Source organism: Lentzea sp. HUAS TT2 (assembly GCF_051853195.1).
GTDB lineage: Bacteria > Actinomycetota > Actinomycetes > Mycobacteriales > Pseudonocardiaceae > Lentzea.
This window is the reverse complement of the sequence record NZ_CP196667.1, coordinates 1,115,959-1,131,351: the sequence shown is the minus strand read 5'-3', so window position 1 is coordinate 1,131,351 and position 15,393 is coordinate 1,115,959. Positions and strand designations below refer to the sequence as shown.

The window sequence follows — 15,393 nt, the reverse complement described above, 5'->3', positions numbered from 1 at the left end:
GCCGCTCCGCCGGGTGGTGGCGGTGGGGTCCCGTGACGGGACCCCACCGCCCTGACCGGTCTCAGTGCTGGTAGGTCGGCGTGATGATCGCCCTCGCCAGGGTGTGGAAGGCCAGGTTGAAGCTGACCACCGCCGGGGACGCGTCGCCGTCCACGTCCAGCTTGTCCACGTCCACGGCGTGCACCACGAAGTAGTAGCGGTGCGGGTGGTCGCCCTTCGGTGGGGCGGCTCCGCCGAAGGCGCGGGTGCTGTAGTCGGAGCGGACGTGGAAGGCGTCGCCCGGGAGGGTCGCGTCTTCCGCACCCGCGCCGGTGGGCAGTTCCGTGGTGGTCGCCGGGAGGTTCACGGCCACCCAGTGCCAGAAGCCCGAGGGGGTGGGGGCGTCCGGGTCGTAGCAGGTGACCACGAAGCTGCGGGTCTCCGCCGGGAAGCCCGACCAGGCGAGGTGCGGCGAGGTGTTGCCGCCTTCGAAGACCTGGGCGTCGGGGAGTTGCTCGCCGTCGCGCACGTCCGCCGAGGTGACGGTGAAGGTGCCGACCTGCGGGAGCAGCTGGTAGGGGTCGGGAGCGACTGGGCGCTCGAGGCTCATGGGAGTCCTCCTTTTGTGATCAGTTCGACCCTATCCCCGTGCAACCGAGGGGGCCTGCGCGACGTCTTTGGTGCGGAGGGGGATTTTGATGTCCAGGTTGCGCCTTTTGGCTGCGTTTTTGCTGGTTGGCGGGGTGGTGGCGTGTGCGGACGCGCCCGAGTCCCCCGTCGGTGGGGCCGTGTTGACGACGTCTGTCGCGCCGGTGACCACCAGTGCGGCCGAGCGGCCCAAGAGGATGTTCGAGCCGCCCTATCCGTACGGGACGGTGCAGGCGAAGGCGCCTGCGGTGACCGACGGGATGGTGCCCGTTGTCACGCACATCCAGACGGACAAGCCGTACGTGTTCATCACGATCGACGACGGGGCCGTGCAGCACCCGAAGGCTCGTGACCTGATGATCGAGGCCGGGGTGTGGCCGTCGGTCTTCCTGAACACGAAGTACGCCGAGGGGCACAAGGACTACTTCAAGCAGCTGCCGGTGACCGTGCACAGTCACACGACGAGCCATCCGAACCTGCAGGGCAAGGGGCTCGAGTTCCAGAAGCACGAGATCTGCGGCAACGCGGACTTCCTGGCCTCGGAGTACGGGAAGCGGCCCACGTTGTTCCGGCCGCCGTTCGGGAACTACGACTCGACCACCCGGCACGCTGCGGCGAGCTGCGGGTTCAAGGCGCTGGTCAACTGGACTGCCGCCGTCAACGACGGGCGGGTGCAGTTCCAGCAGGGGGACAGGCTCAAGCCCGGCGACATCGTGCTCATGCACTTCCGGACGACGTTCGTCGAGGACTTCACGGCGTTCCTGAACCGGGCGAAGCAGGACGGGCTGACGCCGGTGCCGCTGGAGGACTTCCTCGGGTAGCGGGGCAACCGGGAGGCGCGGCCGTGCGTGGAGGGTGCGGGCGCTTTCTGGGAAGAGGGGGAGACATGAGGGGAACCGCTGCCTTGCTCGTCGCCGTGGGGATGGCGACGGGTGTCGTACCGGCCGCCTCGGCTGCCGAGGGGAACGAGCTGACGGCCATCCGGACCGAGCTGCACGCCTCGTTCGACCGGGTCGTGTTCGAGCTGAACGGGGCCGTGCCGTCGGTGACGCACGGGCGGGACGCCGAGCCGGCGCACTGCGCGTCGGGCAAGCCGATCTCGGCCAAGGGCGACGAGTTCGTGGTCGTGACCATGGAGCCGGCCAACGCGCACGACTACACCGGGCCGCGACGCTTCGAGACGCCTGGGCTCGACAAGGTCCGCAGCGTCTCGAACACCTGCGACTTCGAGGCGCACCTGGGCTTCGCGATCGGGTTCGAGGGCGCGGGGCGGGCGTACACCGTCTCGACGCTGACCAACCCGAGCCGTGTCGTCATCGACGTCTGGTCGTTCTGACGCAACTGTGGCCTGGGTCACACGTCTTGAAGACATTGAACGAGCCCTGAGAGGGGGCCGAAGATGAACAGACGTCTTGTCGCGGTGCTCGTCGCCGTACTGGCGGTCTTCACGTTCGTCCCGATCGCGTCGGCGCAGAGCACGCCCACGCTGTCGAACATCCGGACCGGGCAGCACGTCGGGTTCAGCCGCGTGGTGCTGGACCTGTCCGGCCTGCCGACGGAGCACCGGGTCAGCGAGGTCACCAGCGTCTCGCACTGCGCGTCCGGGAACCCGATCGCCATCGCGGCGCCAGGGGTCAACGAGATCCTGTCGGTCACGCTGATCGGTGCGGCGGCGCACGACGACAACGGGAACCTGACGTACACGGGGTCGCAGAACTTCGCGACGCCCGGCCTGAGCCACGTGCGCGGAGTCGCGCTCACGTGCGACTTCGAGGCCACGCTCGGGATCGCTGTCGGGTACACCAATCCCTACTCGTGGCACCGGGTGTTCACGCTGACGAACCCGAACCGGCTCGTCATCGACGTGGGCCTGTAGACGCGGAAAGCCTTGTGGGGGCAGCAGTCGCCGCTGCTGCCCCCACAAGGGGTCTGTTTTCCGTTACGCCGCAACGGTCGTGGCGACGGTCTCCGCCGAGAGCGCGTGCTCCAGCACCTGGGCCACGTCCGAGACGAAGTGCACGGTCAGCTGCTCACGCACCGACTCCGGCACGTCGTCCAGGTCCGGCTCGTTGCGCTGCGGGAGCAGCACGGTCGTGATGCCCGCGCGGTGGGCGGCCAGCAGCTTCTGCTTCACGCCACCGATCGGCAACACCCTGCCGGTCAACGAGATCTCGCCCGTCATCGCCACGTCGGAACGCACCGGGCGGCCCGACAGCAGTGAGGCCAGCGCCGTCGTCATCGTGACACCCGCGGACGGACCGTCCTTCGGCACCGCGCCCGCCGGGACGTGGATGTGCACTCCCCGGTCGGCCAGCGCCGCGGCCCTGTCGTCGTGCGCACGCAGGTACGACAACGCGATCTGCGCGGACTCCTTCATCACGTCGCCCAGCTGGCCGGTCAGCGTGACACCGGACGCGCCGGTGTCCTTCGGGGCCAGCGAGGCCTCGATGAACAGCACGTCGCCACCGACACCCGTGACGGCCAGACCCGTTGCCACGCCGGGGACGGAGGTGCGCTCCGCCGACTCGGGCGTGTTCTTCGGGCTGCCGATGTAGGACTTCAGCGACGGCTGGTCGACCGTGATCGGGAACTCCGCCTCGCCCAGCGCCACCTTCGCGGTCGCCTTGCGCAGGATGCGCGCGAGGGCCCGTTCCAGTTGCCGCACACCGGCTTCCCGCGTGTACTCGCTCGCGAGCTGGTGCAGCGCGGGCTTGTCGAACGTGATGTCCTCAGGGGTGAGGCCGGCGCGTTCGATCTGGCGCGGCAGCAGGTGACCGCTGGCGATCGTGACCTTCTCGTCCTCGGTGTAGCCGTCGAGCTGCACGAGCTCCATGCGGTCGAGCAACGGTGCCGGGATCGTGTCCAGCACGTTCGCGGTCGCGAGGAACACCACGTCCGAGAGGTCGAGCTCGACCTCCAGGTAGTGGTCGCGGAACGTGTGGTTCTGCGCCGGGTCCAGCACCTCGAGCAACGCCGCCGTCGGGTCGCCGCGGTAGTCGGAGCCGACCTTGTCGATCTCGTCGAGCAGCACGACCGGGTTCATCGAACCGGCCTCGCTGATCGCGCGGACGATCCGGCCGGGCAACGCGCCGACGTACGTGCGGCGGTGGCCGCGGATCTCGGCCTCGTCGCGCACGCCACCCAAAGCGACGCGCACGAACTTGCGGCCCATCGCCCGTGCCACGGACTCGCCGAGCGACGTCTTGCCGACGCCGGGAGGGCCCGTCAGCGCGAGCACGGCGCCGGAACGACGTCCGCCCACCACGCCCATGCCGCGGTCGGCACGACGCTTGCGCACGGCCAGGTACTCCGTGATGCGCTGCTTCACGTCGTCCAGGCCTGCGTGGTCGGCGTCGAGGACCTCGCGCGCCGCCTTGATGTCGTAGGAGTCCTCGGTTCGCTCGTTCCACGGAATCTCGAGAACGGTGTCGAGCCACGTCCGGATCCAGCCCACCTCAGGGGACTGCTCGGAGGTGCGCTCCAGCTTGTCGACCTCGGCCAGCGCGGCCTTCGCGACCTTCTCCGGCAGGTCCGCCGCCTCGACGCGGGCGCGGTAGTCGTCCTGCTCGGTCGCGGGCTTGCCGTCGAGCTCGGCCAGCTCCTTGCGGATCGCGGCCATCTGCTGGCGCAGCAGGAACTCCCGCTGCTGCTTCTCGACGCCTTCCTTGACGTCCTTCGCGATCGTCTCGTTGACGTCGAGCTCGGTCAGGTGCGCCTGACCCCACTCCACCAGCTTCTCCAGCCGGGTGGTGACGTCGCTCGTCTCCAGCAGCCAGATCTTCTGCTTCTCGTCGAGGTAGGAGGCGTAACCCGCGAGGTCGGCCAGTGCGGACGGGTCGCTGATCTGCTGCACCGAGTCGACCATCTGCCACGCGCCGCGCGTCTGCAGGATGTTCGTCACGAGCGCGCGGTACTGCTTGGCGAGCTCGCGCGTCCGGTCGGTGATCGGGGAGTCGTCCGCGATCGTCGCGTTGACCCACAGCGCCGCGCCCGGCCCCGTGGTGCCCGTGCCGATGCGCACGCGCTTGGTGCCGCGCACGACGGCAGCGCGTTCGCCACCGGGCAGGCGGCCCACCTGTTCGATCTCGGCCAGCGTGCCCACTGCTGCGTACTTCCCGTCCAGCCGTGGGACGAGCAGCACTTGATGATTCGCCGCGGTCGTGGCCGCGTCTACGGCCGCACGGGCCTCGGCGCTCGCGTCCGCACCGGAGATGCGGATCGGCACCACCATGCCCGGCAGCACCACGACGTCGTCCAGCGGCAGTACCGGCAGGGCCAGAGTCTCGCCCATCTCGTCACCCTCCAAAGTTGAGTCTGTATCGCTCAACCAACTGGAGTGTGCCGGTGTTCCCCTGGCGTGTTCGCTGTCAGCGAGCAGCCGTCCGGAGGCGTCTGACCAGCGCGATCTCGCCGGTCACGCGGGCGAGCGCGGTGCTCGTGGGGCACGCGGACAGCACACCCACGGGCTTGCGGCGCAGGTCGAGGCGGTCGCCGCCGGGGAACCTCACGGAGCACCGGTTGGCGGCCGCGACGAACGGCAGGAGCACCTCGCCCGCCTCGACCGTACGCCCGCTGAGCACCACGGGGCTGGGCGTCCGGCGGGCGGGGGCGACGGGGATCGGGGTGTCGAAGCGCAGCAGCTCCTCGACGGCGTCCCGCGCGATCTCCGGTTCGGTCCTGAGCAACTCGGTCTGGGCCGGATGATCGTGCAGCGCACGCAACGCGTTGGTGAGGAACGCCTGCGTGGTGGCCAGCGCGGTCGCGGCGAACGCCTCCACGCCGTGCGCGAGCGTGAACGCCTCGGCCGCCGTGGCCGCGAGCGATTGCGCGAACGTGGCGTCGTCGGTGTCGAGCAGCTCGATCGTGCACAACGTGATCACGGGCCGGGTGACCTTCATGGCGTGCGCGATCGCCCGTTTGGGTAACGGGTCCGGATCACCGGCGCCTATGTCGAGCACTGTGAGTACGTCGTCGTAACGGGTGATGCACCAGCCACCGATATCGGCGTCGAAGTGCACCGGGGAACGTTCCCTGAGGTGGCGGAACCTCGCGTGGCGTGCAGCGGTGCTGGAGTGCATGGTTCCGACACGTGACCGAAACCATCCCGGTTCGGATGTGTGGCGGTGGACACCCGTGCGGCGACGACGGAGGATGCGCACGTGATGGAAGAGCTGAAGTGGGTCCCGTCCACAGTCGACGTCACGCGGCCCAGCGTGGCGCGGATGTACGACTACTACCTGGGTGGCTCGCACAACTTCGAAGCCGACCGTGCCGCCGCGAAGCAGGTGGAGCAGATCTTCCCCGGCGTCGCCCAGAGCGCGCAGGCGAACCGCTCGTTCCTGCGCCGGGTCGTCCGCCATCTGATGACGGAGGGCGTCGACCAGTTCCTCGACCTGGGCTCCGGCATCCCGACCGTGGGCAACGTCCACGAGATCGCCCAGCACGACAACCCGGACGCGCGCGTGGTCTACGTCGACTTCGAGCCGGTCGCCGTCTCGCACAGCAACGCCCTGCTGGCCGACAACCCCCACGCGAATGCGATCCTGGCCGACCTGCGCGCCACCTCGGCGGTGCTGGCAGGCGCCCGCGAGACGCTCGACTTCTCCCGCCCGGTCGGCGTGCTGGTCATCGCCGCCCTGCACTTCGTCCCGGACACCGACAGCCCGTACGAGGCCATTGCCGAGTACATGGCCGACCTGCCGTCCGGCTCGTACCTCGCCATCACCCACGCCACCTGGGACACGTTGTCCGAGGAGGAGCTCGCCGAGGCCCGTCAGGTCGCCCAGATCTACAGCAACTCCGACAACAAGCTCACGATGCGCACGCACGCCGAGGTGACGCGGTTCTTCGAGGGCATGGAGATGCTGGAGCCGGGCGTGGTCGCGGTCAACGACTGGCGCCCGGACTCCTTCGACGAAGCCCACGTGGGCATCTACGGCGCTGTCGGCCGCAAGCCCTGAAGCAGCCTGTCCCTGATCTCGTTCGTCTCGCGGTCGGTGAGGGTGCGTTCCGGCGCCCTCATCGTCACGCGGATGAGCACGTTCTTCTGACCGTGCCGGGCTTCCAGTCGCTGCTGGACGTGCGGCGGTAGGTCTTCGGCTGGAGTCTCACCGAGGATCTCGATCTCCTCGATGACGTCCTCCGGCACGAGCGCGCGGATCCGGTCGCCCAACGTCTCCACGTCCTCCTGGTCGGCCGCCATGATCGAGATGTCCCTGATCGCGGCCGGGTGCCGGGAGATCGGCCGGTACTCGGTGAGGTCCCGCATCTGGGTGCTGATCCGCGGGTCGGCGTTGCGCAGCAGGCGGATGTCCGGGACCTCCTTGCGCAGCATCAGGATCCGGTCCAGGCCGAGGCCCATCGCGAGGCCGTGCGGGTGGTGTTTGAGGACGTGCCGCGCGGCCCGTCCGCACTCGCCGATCTCGACCCACTCGCCGTTGTGCTCGACGTCGATCTGCTTGCCGTGCGTGGTGTACGGGTGCTGGGCGTCGGCCGTGCGATAACGCTTGCCGGGCAACAGGGTCGTGACGATCGCGTGGATGAGGTCCTCCAGTGGTTCGGCGGTTTCGCTGATCCGCCAGACGTCCAGCTGGTGCGGGGTGCCGGTGTGCAGGCGGTCGACCGTGTCGCGGCGGTAGACCAGGCCGGGGCAGAGCAGCGTCACGTCCGGCGTGGCCTCCCTGAGCGCGGGCGGGATCATCGCCGTGGTGTGGCTGCGCAGCATGCAGGTCTCGCTGACGTACCTGGTGTAGCGGGCGTCCCGGGTGATCGCGTCCCTCGGGTAGCCGAGGTGCTCGTAGTTGTGCTCCACCGGGACGAGCGGGTGGTGGCGGACCTCCCGCGGGTGGTCCAGCACGGCTTTGAGGTCGGCGATCAGGAGCTGCATGGCGTGCGGGCCCTGCGCGGGATCGGTGAGATCGCGGACGTTCAGGGCGTGCACGAGTTCTTCGGTGCGGTACATGGGGTTTCCCGTCTTCCGGTCTGGGTTCCTGACTGCGGAGTCCCCCGACCGACGGGAAGGTTCTCAGGCGCGCGCCACCCACGCAGGTCGGGGGCGGCTAAATCGACGCGTCATGGGTCCCAGGCTAGCGCGCCTACTCGGGTGGCGTCAGCCGCAAATCCGGATCCACCGGCGGCACCCCGTCGAACGGCCCGTCGTCCTTGAGCCGCCCGACGTGGTCCAGCGCGACGTCGATCTCCTCCCGGAACGGGTCGCAGTCGGCAGGGGGAGTGCGGAACCAGTCGTGCAGTTCGGCCGGGATCTCGAACCGCTCCAGCAACTCCTCGTACAGCGCGTCGCGCTCGGCCGCCTGCGTGCCGAGCTCCTGGTACTCGCGCAGCGCCATGCGCAGCCGGATCCAGCGGTAGCGGTCGGTGTTGTGCTGCTGCTCGAACCGTGCGCGCAGCATGTCGCCGGCCTGCTGCCCGCGCAACGCCAGCCGCTTGATCGTGGCGGGCGGCATGAACAGGTTGGAGCCGCCCTCGTCGTCGGACTGCCGCACGTGCGCGATGCGGCCGCGGTAGCCGGGCAGCGCCGACTGCATGGTGTCGCGCCAGTCCAGGAACGTGTCCAGGATGGACACCAGGAACCGCGGCACCGAGCCGATCGACGAGTACGGGGTGCCGGAGGCCGACGCGTCCTGCTCCGGCAGCCACACGTCGGTCCGGTCGCCGTTCGGGTAGGGCTGGATGGTCAGGCCGAACGTGGGCCAGCGCGGCAGCAGCGCGTCGAAGAAGTGGATGGGGAAGTTGCTGGTGATACCGCCGTCGGAGAACCAGTGCACGCGCCCGTCCCTGCACAGCGGCACCGCGGCGATCAGGCCGGGGAACGACAGCGACATCCGCACGGCGAGCGCGACCGGCAGTTGGTCGCGTGGAGGCAGTTCACGCAACGGCATGTACTTGTGCAGCGGGCACTTCTCGGCCGTCTCGCGTCCGTTGAGCTGCTCGACCACCCTGCCCGGCAGCACGTAGCCGAGGCACTCCTCGCAGTACTGCCACTCCTCCTGGAACGGCAACCGGTACGGCCGTCCCTCGGACAGGTCCGTCGTCATCAGCACGAGGTTGATGTCGCCGAGATCGCCGAACGTCAACGCCTCGTCGGTGCCCGCGAGGTCGTCCAGCGTGTCGGCGATCCAGTCGGCCAGCGGCGGCACACCCGTCGACTTCGGCACCCCGGCCAGCCGGTCGAACCACGACGGCGTGAAGTCGCCCGTGCCCGGCACGAGTCCGAAGTGGATGGACTGCGCGTTGTTCCTCAGGAACCGCTGCATGGCATACCCGTACGTGACGAACAGCGCGCTGACGGCCGCGAGCGACAGCACCAGCCACACCAGCAGCACGATCGCCGCCGTCGCGTAGTGCCGCGCGAACGCCAGCCCCAGCACGAGCGGCACCGCGACGAACACCCAGACAGGCCAAGGCAAACTCGACCGCAACGGCCACAACACCATCACCAGGCACGCCACCGCGAGCACCACGACCAGCGCCGCGATCCACCCGGGATACGCCGAGGGCGCGAGCCACGCCGAGAACAGCACAGGCCCGCCCAGCCACAACAACGCCATCAGCGCCAGCACCGACTTCGCCCGGAGCCCGACCGCCCCGAGCAACGCGAAGAACAGGCACGAGATCGCACTGCGCCCAGTGGTCTCGCGCTTCTGCATGGACGCGATGACGATCCGGTACAGCGCACGGGTCTTCTCCGCGGGCTGGAACAGCTGCGCCATCCGCCACCGCTCCGCGCCCGAGCCGGACGTGAACCAGTCGATCAGCCCGGCGAGCTTCTCGAACCCACCGGAGGCGCGGCCGCGTTCGGCGGCTGCGGTGAACCCCGCGGCGATCGCACCGGCGGACGCGCCACCGATCTGCTTGAACTCGTAGTGGCGGGCCAGCGAGGCGACCGCTAGGGGGTACACGACGCCGCTGGTCGTGCCACCCCGCATGGTCAGGTCGCAGTAGCGGTCGTACTCCATGTGCCCATGATCGCGCGTTCGGCGCAGTCCGTCGGAAAAATCACTCGGACGCCATGGTGAACAAGCTTGGATGTCGGCATGACCGCGTACGACGTCGCTCGTCTCCTGCCTGCCATCCCGGAGCTGCGTGCGCTGTGCCGTGCGCTGGCTGCGCTCGACGTAGTGCTCAGCCCCGAAAGCGATGACCGGTACCACCTCTACGACACGGCTTGGGCGCCTGATCAGGAGATGGCGTCGATGTACGACGGAAGCGGCAACGAGTACTCCATCGTGTTCACCGCCGCCGGCGCGTACGTGCGCGGGTTCGACCACGAGTCGCCCATGAGCCCCTACGCAACGGACGACGAAAAGGCTTGGCCCGGTGTTCTCGACAGCGTGCCCGAAGTGTTCCGGGAGTGTGTGGAGGAGCCGGCGTTCTCCGATGAGTTCGGCACGCCGTACGTCACCGTGTGCCTGTGGCGTGAGCACGGTGACACCGCCTGGCGGCACGGCGACATCGACTTCCCCGGCGACGGCGAGGACGGGGCCGACTGGATGTTCGCCCTGCTGACGGACGGCACGCCCGAGGCGTTCCAGGACTGGGCGCAGGACTACTACGAGATGCCGGTCGACCTCGGCGCGGTGCGGCACCTCTACGCGGGGCTACCGCTGACCGCGGACGTCGTCACCGCGCTCAACCCCGCCACCACCCTGGCCGCCGTCACCGACGAGGTCGTGGCGACCGGTTATCCGACCTGACGTTCCGCCGCCAGCCACCAGGAGATCACGTCCTGCGCCACCTCGGCCACGGGCTGGTCGGCGTCGACGACGAAGTCCTCGATCCACGACGCGGTGAAGAGCATTTCGAGCTCCTCGGCTCGGGCCAGGTGCCACCGCAGGTCCGCCTCGTCGTCGTGCCGCCGCACGAGCCGCCGCTGGACGACGGTCAGGTCGGCCTTCAACCGGCAGACGTTGAGCTTCGCGCCGATCACCTCGGCGTACCGCGCGCGGTCGTCCTTGCTCTCCACCACGCCCGCGAGCACGACGCGGTGGACCCCGGCGGCGACGTAGTTGGCCACCACGGCCTGAAGGTTCCGCAGCTGCAGCTCGAAGTGGAACGGGTCGTCCGCCGGCGCGGGCCAGCAGGACGACAGCCGGTCGAGGTCGATCACCGCGTGCGGGACCTTCGCCCCGGCCAGCCGCGAGCCGACCGCCTCGGCGACCGTCGTCTTGCCCACGCCGACCGGGCCGGTGATCAGCAGTGCCTTCACGGGGCGATCTCCGCCAGCTCGGCCGGGGTGCCCGCCATGATCACGCGGACGTGCTCGGTCACCTTCTCCACCGGCCAGTCCCACCACGCGACGCGTTCCAGCAGCTCTACTTCGGAGTCGCTGTACCGCTTCTTGATCAGCGTGGCAGGGTTGCCGCCGACGATGCCGTACGCGGGCACGTCCGACACCACCACGGAGCCGGCGGCGATGATCGCGCCGTTGCCGATCCGCACGCCCGGCATGATCAGGGCGTTGTAGCCGATCCAGACGTCGTTGCCCACCACCGTGTCGCCGCGGCTCGGTGCGCCGAGGGCGATGTCGAGCGTCCTCTCGCCCCAGACGCCGCCGAAGATCGTGAACGGGAACGTCGACACGCCCGCCATGCTGTGGTTGGCGCCGGACATGATGAACCGCACGCCTTCCGCCAGTGCGCAGTAGCGGCCGATGACCAGCTTCTCGGCGCCGAAGTTGTAGAGCACGTTGCGCTGCTCGAACTCCGTGGCGTGGTGCGGGTCGTCGTAGTAGGTGTACTCGCCGATCTCGATCTGCGGGTTCTTCACCAACGGCTTGAGCAGCACCGTGCGCGCGTAGTCCGGCAACGGGTACAGGTTGTCGGGCGAGGGGATGGTCACGGTGCTCCGATCGGCTCTTCACTGAACTGAGTGCGGTACAGCTTGGCGTAGTGGCCTTCCCTGGCCAGCAACGTCTCATGCGTACCACGCTCGACGATCTGACCTGCGTCGACGACGAGGATCTGGTCCGCGGCCCGGATCGTCGACAGCCGGTGTGCGATCACCAGCGACGTCCTGCCCGCCAGCGCCTCGACCAGCGCCTCCTGCACGGCGGCCTCCGATCGCGAGTCCAGGTGTGCGGTCGCCTCGTCCAGGATCACCACGCGGGGCTTGGCCAGCAGCAGGCGGGCGATGGTCAGCCGTTGCCGTTCGCCGCCGGAGAGGCGGTAGCCGCGTTCGCCCACCACGGTGTCCAGCTGGTCCGGCAGCGACGACACCAGGTCCGCCAGCCGCGCACGGGTCAGCGCGTCCCAGATCTCCTCGTCCGTGGCCGTGGGGGCCGCGAGCCGCAGGTTCGCGCCGATCGACTCGTGGAACAGGTGCCCGTCCTGCGTCACCATGCCCACGGTCTCGCGGATCGAGTCGAACGACAGGTCGCGCACGTCCACACCGGACAGTCGAACGGACCCGGAGTCCGCGTCGTACAGGCGGGGCAACAGGGAGGCGATCGTCGACTTGCCCGCGCCCGACGCGCCGACCAGCGCGATCAGCGAACCCGGCTCGGCGACGAACGACACGCCGCCCAGGATCACCTCGCCACCGCGGGTGTCGAGCGACGCCACCTCCTCCAGCGAGGCCAGCGAGACCTTGTCGGCGGACGGGTAGGCGAACTCCACGTCCGCGAACTCGACGGACACCGGCCCGTCCGGCACGGCCACCGGTGAGGGCTTCTCCTTGATCAACGGCGGCAGGTCCAGCACCTCGAAGACGCGCTCGAACGACACCAGCGCCGTCATCACGTCCACCCGTGCGCCGGCCAACGCGGTCAGCGGCGCGTACAGACGGGTCAGCAGCAGCGCCAGCGTCACGATCGTGCCCGGCGCCATCTGCCCGGCGAACACGAAGTACCCGCCCAGTCCGTAGACCAGCGCCAACGCCAGCGAGGACACCAGGGTCAACGCCACCAGGAACAGCCACTGCGCCACCGCGGTCCGCACGCCGATGTCCCGCACTCGCCGTGCGCGCGCCCCGAACTCGGCGCTCTCGATGGACGGCCGGCCGAACAGCTTGATCAACGTCGCGCCCGGCGCGGAGAACCGCTCCGTCATCTGCGTCGTCATCGCCGAGTCGAGGTTCGCGGCCTCGCGGTGCATCGACGCCAAGCGCTTGCCCATCCGCCTCGCCGGGATCAGGAAGATCGGCAGCAGCACCATCGCGAGCACCGTGACCTGCCACGACAGCGTCAGCATCACGATCAGCGTCAGGACCAGCGCGATCACGTTCGTGACGACACCGGAGATCGTCTCGGAGAACGCCCGCTGCGCCGCGATCACGTCGTTGTTCAGCCGCGAGACCAGTGCGCCGGTGCGCGTGCGGGTGAAGAACGCGATCGGCATCCGCTGCACGTGGTCGAAGACGGACTGCCGCAGCCGCAGGATCAGGTCCTCGCCGACCCGCGACGACTGCCATCTCTCGGCCATCGAGAACCCGGCCTCGAGCACCGCCACGCCGGCGATCGCCAGCGCGAGCCACACCACCAGACCGAAGTCGCGGCCGCCGATGATGGTGTCGACGACACGTCCGGCCAGCACCGGGGAGGCCACCGCCAGCACCGCCGCGACCGACGAGGTGGCCAGAAGTCCGTACACCGCACGGCGTTGCGGGTGCGCGAACCGGACGACACGCTTCAACGTCGCCCGGCTCACGCGACGGCTCTTCTCGTCCTGCATCGCGCTTTCGAGCGCGTACCAGGCGTTGAAGTCGATGTTCATGAGGACAAGTCTCGAACCTCGACCTACAACGAGGTCAAGCCGTTTTCAGGAACTCGTCGACTTCGGCGAGTGCCGCCGCACGCACCGGCTCAGGCGACAGGAACAGGTCGTGCATGCCCGCCTTGATCTCCACGACCTTCACCGAAGATCCGATCTTCGGGCCCCACTTGCGCATTCCCTCGACGTCGAGCACGGCGTCCGCCTTCGAGACGTCCTCGCTCCACTCGCGGGCGTTCAACATGCTCTTGTCGGAGTGCAGCACCAGAACGGGCACGCGCACGTCGAGTCCGTTGTGGACCTTCTCCTGCGCCAGCAGCACCGCGCGGATCCACCCGGCGAGCACGGGGAAACCGGCCAGGGGCTTCCACTTCAGGTCGAAGTCCCACTCGCCGTTGCGCGAGTTGTGGATCGCGGCCCCGTACGCCTCACCGAGGTTCGCGCGGATCTTCACCTTCGGCGCGATCCCGCCGATCAGCTTCACGACCTGGCGCACGAACGGCGGCTCGACGACGTCCAGCCACGGGCTGTTGAGCACCAGCGCGTCGATCAGGTCGCTGGAACGTCGCTCGTGCGCCCACAACGACGTGGTGAGACCACCGGTCGAGTGCCCCATCAGCACCACACGCGAATGCTCTTCACGAACGACGGCGATCGCGGCGTCGATCTCCTCGAAGTACACGGCCATGTCCGTCGTGTAGTTCGGCACCTCGCCCTCGCGCAACGACCGCCCGTATCCGCGCAGGTCGACGGCGTAGAAGTCGTAGCCCTGGGCCGTGTAGTGCGCGGCCACGTGCTCCTGGAAGAAGTAGTCCGCGAAACCGTGCACGTAGAGGATCGCCCCGCGGTCGTTGGCGACCGCGCGACGGCGGACCAGAGTCGCTGAGGCCCCGCCGCGCAACGGCAGAACTGTGGTGTCTTCGTCGCTGCTCACCGCGCAAGTTTGCAACGGTCCAGGGTCGTTTCCGTGCACCCTTGTCCGGATCGTGTCTAACCTGGGGGAGTGACGGGGGATATTGAGCAGTCATCGAGGGTGCGGTTCCCGGGCATCAGCCCACGCGCCTATGAGCATCCTGCCGACCGAGGCGCCCTCGCGGTGCTGAGGGCGGTGCCCGCTGTGGCACCGATCCTCAAGGCGGTCGCCGGAGCCTTCACCGAGCGGGGTGAGCGCCTGCTTCAGGTGGCGTCCTCCGTCCGGGTGGGTCCCAAGCAGTACCCGACGCTCGACCGCATCCGCAACGAGGTGGCGGCGACGTTCGACCTCGCGGAGGTGCCCGAGCTCTTCGTCGAGCGCAACGCGCAGGCGTACGGCTACACCTACGGCATCGACAAGCCGTTCATCGTGATCAGCACCGGCTCGGTCGACCTGCTCGACAACGAGTCGCTGCGCTTCCTGATCGGTCACGAGATGGGCCACGCGATGTCGGGCCACGCGCTCTACAACACGCTGCTGCGCAGGCTGGTCGACCTCACGACGTCGTTCGCGTGGGTGCCGGCCGGTGCGATCGCCATGCGCGCGGTCATCGCGGCGTTGCGCGAGTGGCAGCGCAAGACCGAGCTGTCCTGCGACCGGGCGGGTCTGCTGGCCTGCCAGGACCCGCAGGCCGCGCTGCGCACGCACCTCGCGCTCGCGGGTGACCTCGGCGGTCAGGTCGACATCGCGTCGTTCCTCGCCCAGGCCAAGGAGTACGAGGAGGTCGAGGACATTCGCGACAGCATCCTCAAGCTCCTGCACACCGAGACCCGCACGCACCCGCTGGTCGTGGTGCGCGCCGCCGAGCTGCAGCGCTGGTCGGCGAGCGAGGAGTACCGCGAGATCCTGACGGGCACGTACGCGCGCCGTGAGGACGACAGGCCGACGACGAACCTCGGCGACGACATCAAGTCCGCGGCCAGGTCGTACAAGGACTCCATGAGCAACTCGGCCGACCCGCTGATCAAGACGATCAACGACATCGGCGAGTCGGTCATGGGCGCGGCCGGCAGGGTCTGGAGCAAGGTTGCTCCGAACGGCCCAGCGGAATAGCTACCATCTGGAGTC

Annotated in this window: 15 protein-coding genes; 6 read left to right on the top strand and 9 right to left on the bottom strand. The window is 69.0% G+C overall.

The window, feature by feature from the left end:
* Positions 1-61: 61 nt before the first annotated feature.
* Positions 62-589, bottom strand: a complete 528-nt coding sequence (locus ACSHWB_RS05665) for a YbhB/YbcL family Raf kinase inhibitor-like protein (protein WP_439661031.1) — start codon at positions 587-589, stop codon at positions 62-64.
* A gap of 178 nt (positions 590-767) precedes the next feature.
* Here ACSHWB_RS05665 and ACSHWB_RS05660 point away from each other — a divergent pair, with 178 nt between their 5' ends.
* The 3 genes from ACSHWB_RS05660 (at position 768) to ACSHWB_RS05650 (ending at position 2,503) form a co-directional block, all read left to right on the top strand.
* On the top strand, positions 768-1,448 hold the full coding sequence (locus ACSHWB_RS05660; RefSeq protein ID WP_439661030.1) for a polysaccharide deacetylase family protein: 681 nt from the start codon (positions 768-770) through the stop codon (positions 1,446-1,448).
* 65 nt (positions 1,449-1,513) lie between these two features.
* The gene (locus tag ACSHWB_RS05655; protein ID WP_439661029.1) at positions 1,514-1,963 is read left to right on the top strand and encodes an AMIN-like domain-containing (lipo)protein; all 450 of its coding nucleotides are present in this window, start codon (positions 1,514-1,516) and stop codon (positions 1,961-1,963) included.
* Positions 1,964-2,026: 63 nt separating this feature from the next.
* Positions 2,027-2,503, top strand: coding sequence for an AMIN-like domain-containing (lipo)protein (locus ACSHWB_RS05650; protein ID WP_439661028.1), 477 nt, complete (start codon positions 2,027-2,029; stop codon positions 2,501-2,503).
* A gap of 63 nt (positions 2,504-2,566) precedes the next feature.
* Here ACSHWB_RS05650 and lon read toward each other — a convergent pair whose 3' ends face one another.
* Both lon and ACSHWB_RS05640 read right to left on the bottom strand, forming a co-directional pair.
* The gene (gene lon, locus ACSHWB_RS05645) at positions 2,567-4,918 is read right to left on the bottom strand and encodes an endopeptidase La (protein WP_439661027.1); all 2,352 of its coding nucleotides are present in this window, start codon (positions 4,916-4,918) and stop codon (positions 2,567-2,569) included.
* A gap of 76 nt (positions 4,919-4,994) precedes the next feature.
* Positions 4,995-5,645: a hypothetical protein gene (locus ACSHWB_RS05640; protein WP_439661026.1), complete on the bottom strand. Its 651-nt coding sequence runs from the start codon at positions 5,643-5,645 to the stop codon at positions 4,995-4,997.
* Between the two features lie 144 nt (positions 5,646-5,789).
* On the opposite strand from ACSHWB_RS05640, the gene ACSHWB_RS05635 reads away from it, so the two are divergent.
* The gene (locus tag ACSHWB_RS05635; protein ID WP_439664526.1) at positions 5,790-6,587 is read left to right on the top strand and encodes an SAM-dependent methyltransferase; all 798 of its coding nucleotides are present in this window, start codon (positions 5,790-5,792) and stop codon (positions 6,585-6,587) included.
* Here the strand turns inward: ACSHWB_RS05635 and srmL are convergent.
* Both srmL and ACSHWB_RS05625 read right to left on the bottom strand, forming a co-directional pair.
* Positions 6,560-7,588, bottom strand: coding sequence for a PheS-related mystery ligase SrmL (gene srmL, locus ACSHWB_RS05630; protein WP_439661025.1), 1,029 nt, complete (start codon positions 7,586-7,588; stop codon positions 6,560-6,562). The two genes, ACSHWB_RS05635 and srmL, sit on opposite strands and share 28 nt — an antisense overlap.
* A 133-nt stretch (positions 7,589-7,721) precedes the next feature.
* Positions 7,722-9,602: a patatin gene (locus tag ACSHWB_RS05625; protein WP_439661024.1), complete on the bottom strand. Its 1,881-nt coding sequence runs from the start codon at positions 9,600-9,602 to the stop codon at positions 7,722-7,724.
* A gap of 78 nt (positions 9,603-9,680) precedes the next feature.
* Here ACSHWB_RS05625 and ACSHWB_RS05620 point away from each other — a divergent pair, with 78 nt between their 5' ends.
* Positions 9,681-10,340 carry a hypothetical protein gene (locus ACSHWB_RS05620; RefSeq protein WP_439661023.1) on the top strand — a complete coding sequence of 220 codons (660 nt, stop codon included), beginning with the start codon at positions 9,681-9,683 and terminating at the stop codon, positions 10,338-10,340.
* Here ACSHWB_RS05620 and ACSHWB_RS05615 read toward each other — a convergent pair.
* Genes ACSHWB_RS05615 through ACSHWB_RS05600 form a run of 4 tightly spaced genes read right to left on the bottom strand, consistent with a single transcriptional unit; the run spans position 10,328 to position 14,286 of the window.
* Positions 10,328-10,852: an AAA family ATPase gene (locus ACSHWB_RS05615; RefSeq protein WP_439661022.1), complete on the bottom strand. Its 525-nt coding sequence runs from the start codon at positions 10,850-10,852 to the stop codon at positions 10,328-10,330. The genes ACSHWB_RS05620 and ACSHWB_RS05615 overlap by 13 nt on opposite strands.
* On the bottom strand, positions 10,849-11,484 hold the full coding sequence (locus ACSHWB_RS05610; protein WP_439661021.1) for a CatB-related O-acetyltransferase: 636 nt from the start codon (positions 11,482-11,484) through the stop codon (positions 10,849-10,851). The genes ACSHWB_RS05615 and ACSHWB_RS05610 overlap by 4 nt, the downstream gene beginning before the upstream one ends.
* Positions 11,481-13,355 (bottom strand): ABC transporter ATP-binding protein, encoded by a 1,875-nt coding sequence (locus ACSHWB_RS05605; RefSeq protein ID WP_439661020.1) that lies wholly within the window; start codon positions 13,353-13,355, stop codon positions 11,481-11,483. The genes ACSHWB_RS05610 and ACSHWB_RS05605 overlap by 4 nt, the downstream gene beginning before the upstream one ends.
* Positions 13,356-13,389: 34 nt before the next feature.
* Positions 13,390-14,286, bottom strand: a complete 897-nt coding sequence (locus ACSHWB_RS05600) for an alpha/beta hydrolase (RefSeq protein ID WP_439661019.1) — start codon at positions 14,284-14,286, stop codon at positions 13,390-13,392.
* Positions 14,287-14,355: 69 nt separating this feature from the next.
* Between ACSHWB_RS05600 and ACSHWB_RS05595 the strand changes: the two genes are divergently transcribed.
* Entirely contained in the window at positions 14,356-15,378 is a 1,023-nt protein-coding gene (locus ACSHWB_RS05595) for a M48 family metallopeptidase (RefSeq protein WP_439661018.1), read from the top strand.
* Positions 15,379-15,393 lie beyond the last annotated feature (15 nt).

Bases quoted from the DNA above. Each gene is read 5' to 3' on its own strand.
- ACSHWB_RS05635 (WP_439664526.1), top strand. From the start codon at position 5,790: ATGGAAGAGCTGAAGTGGGTCCCGTCCACAGTCGACGTCACGCGGCCC.
- ACSHWB_RS05665 (WP_439661031.1), bottom strand. From the start codon at position 589: ATGAGCCTCGAGCGCCCAGTCGCTCCCGACCCCTACCAGCTGCTCCCG.
- ACSHWB_RS05605 (WP_439661020.1), bottom strand. From the start codon at position 13,355: ATGAACATCGACTTCAACGCCTGGTACGCGCTCGAAAGCGCGATGCAG.
- ACSHWB_RS05655 (WP_439661029.1), top strand. From the start codon at position 1,514: ATGAGGGGAACCGCTGCCTTGCTCGTCGCCGTGGGGATGGCGACGGGT.
- ACSHWB_RS05650 (WP_439661028.1), top strand. From the start codon at position 2,027: ATGAACAGACGTCTTGTCGCGGTGCTCGTCGCCGTACTGGCGGTCTTC.
- ACSHWB_RS05625 (WP_439661024.1), bottom strand. From the start codon at position 9,602: ATGGAGTACGACCGCTACTGCGACCTGACCATGCGGGGTGGCACGACC.
- ACSHWB_RS05620 (WP_439661023.1), top strand. From the start codon at position 9,681: ATGACCGCGTACGACGTCGCTCGTCTCCTGCCTGCCATCCCGGAGCTG.
- lon (WP_439661027.1), bottom strand. From the start codon at position 4,918: ATGGGCGAGACTCTGGCCCTGCCGGTACTGCCGCTGGACGACGTCGTG.
- srmL (WP_439661025.1), bottom strand. From the start codon at position 7,588: ATGTACCGCACCGAAGAACTCGTGCACGCCCTGAACGTCCGCGATCTC.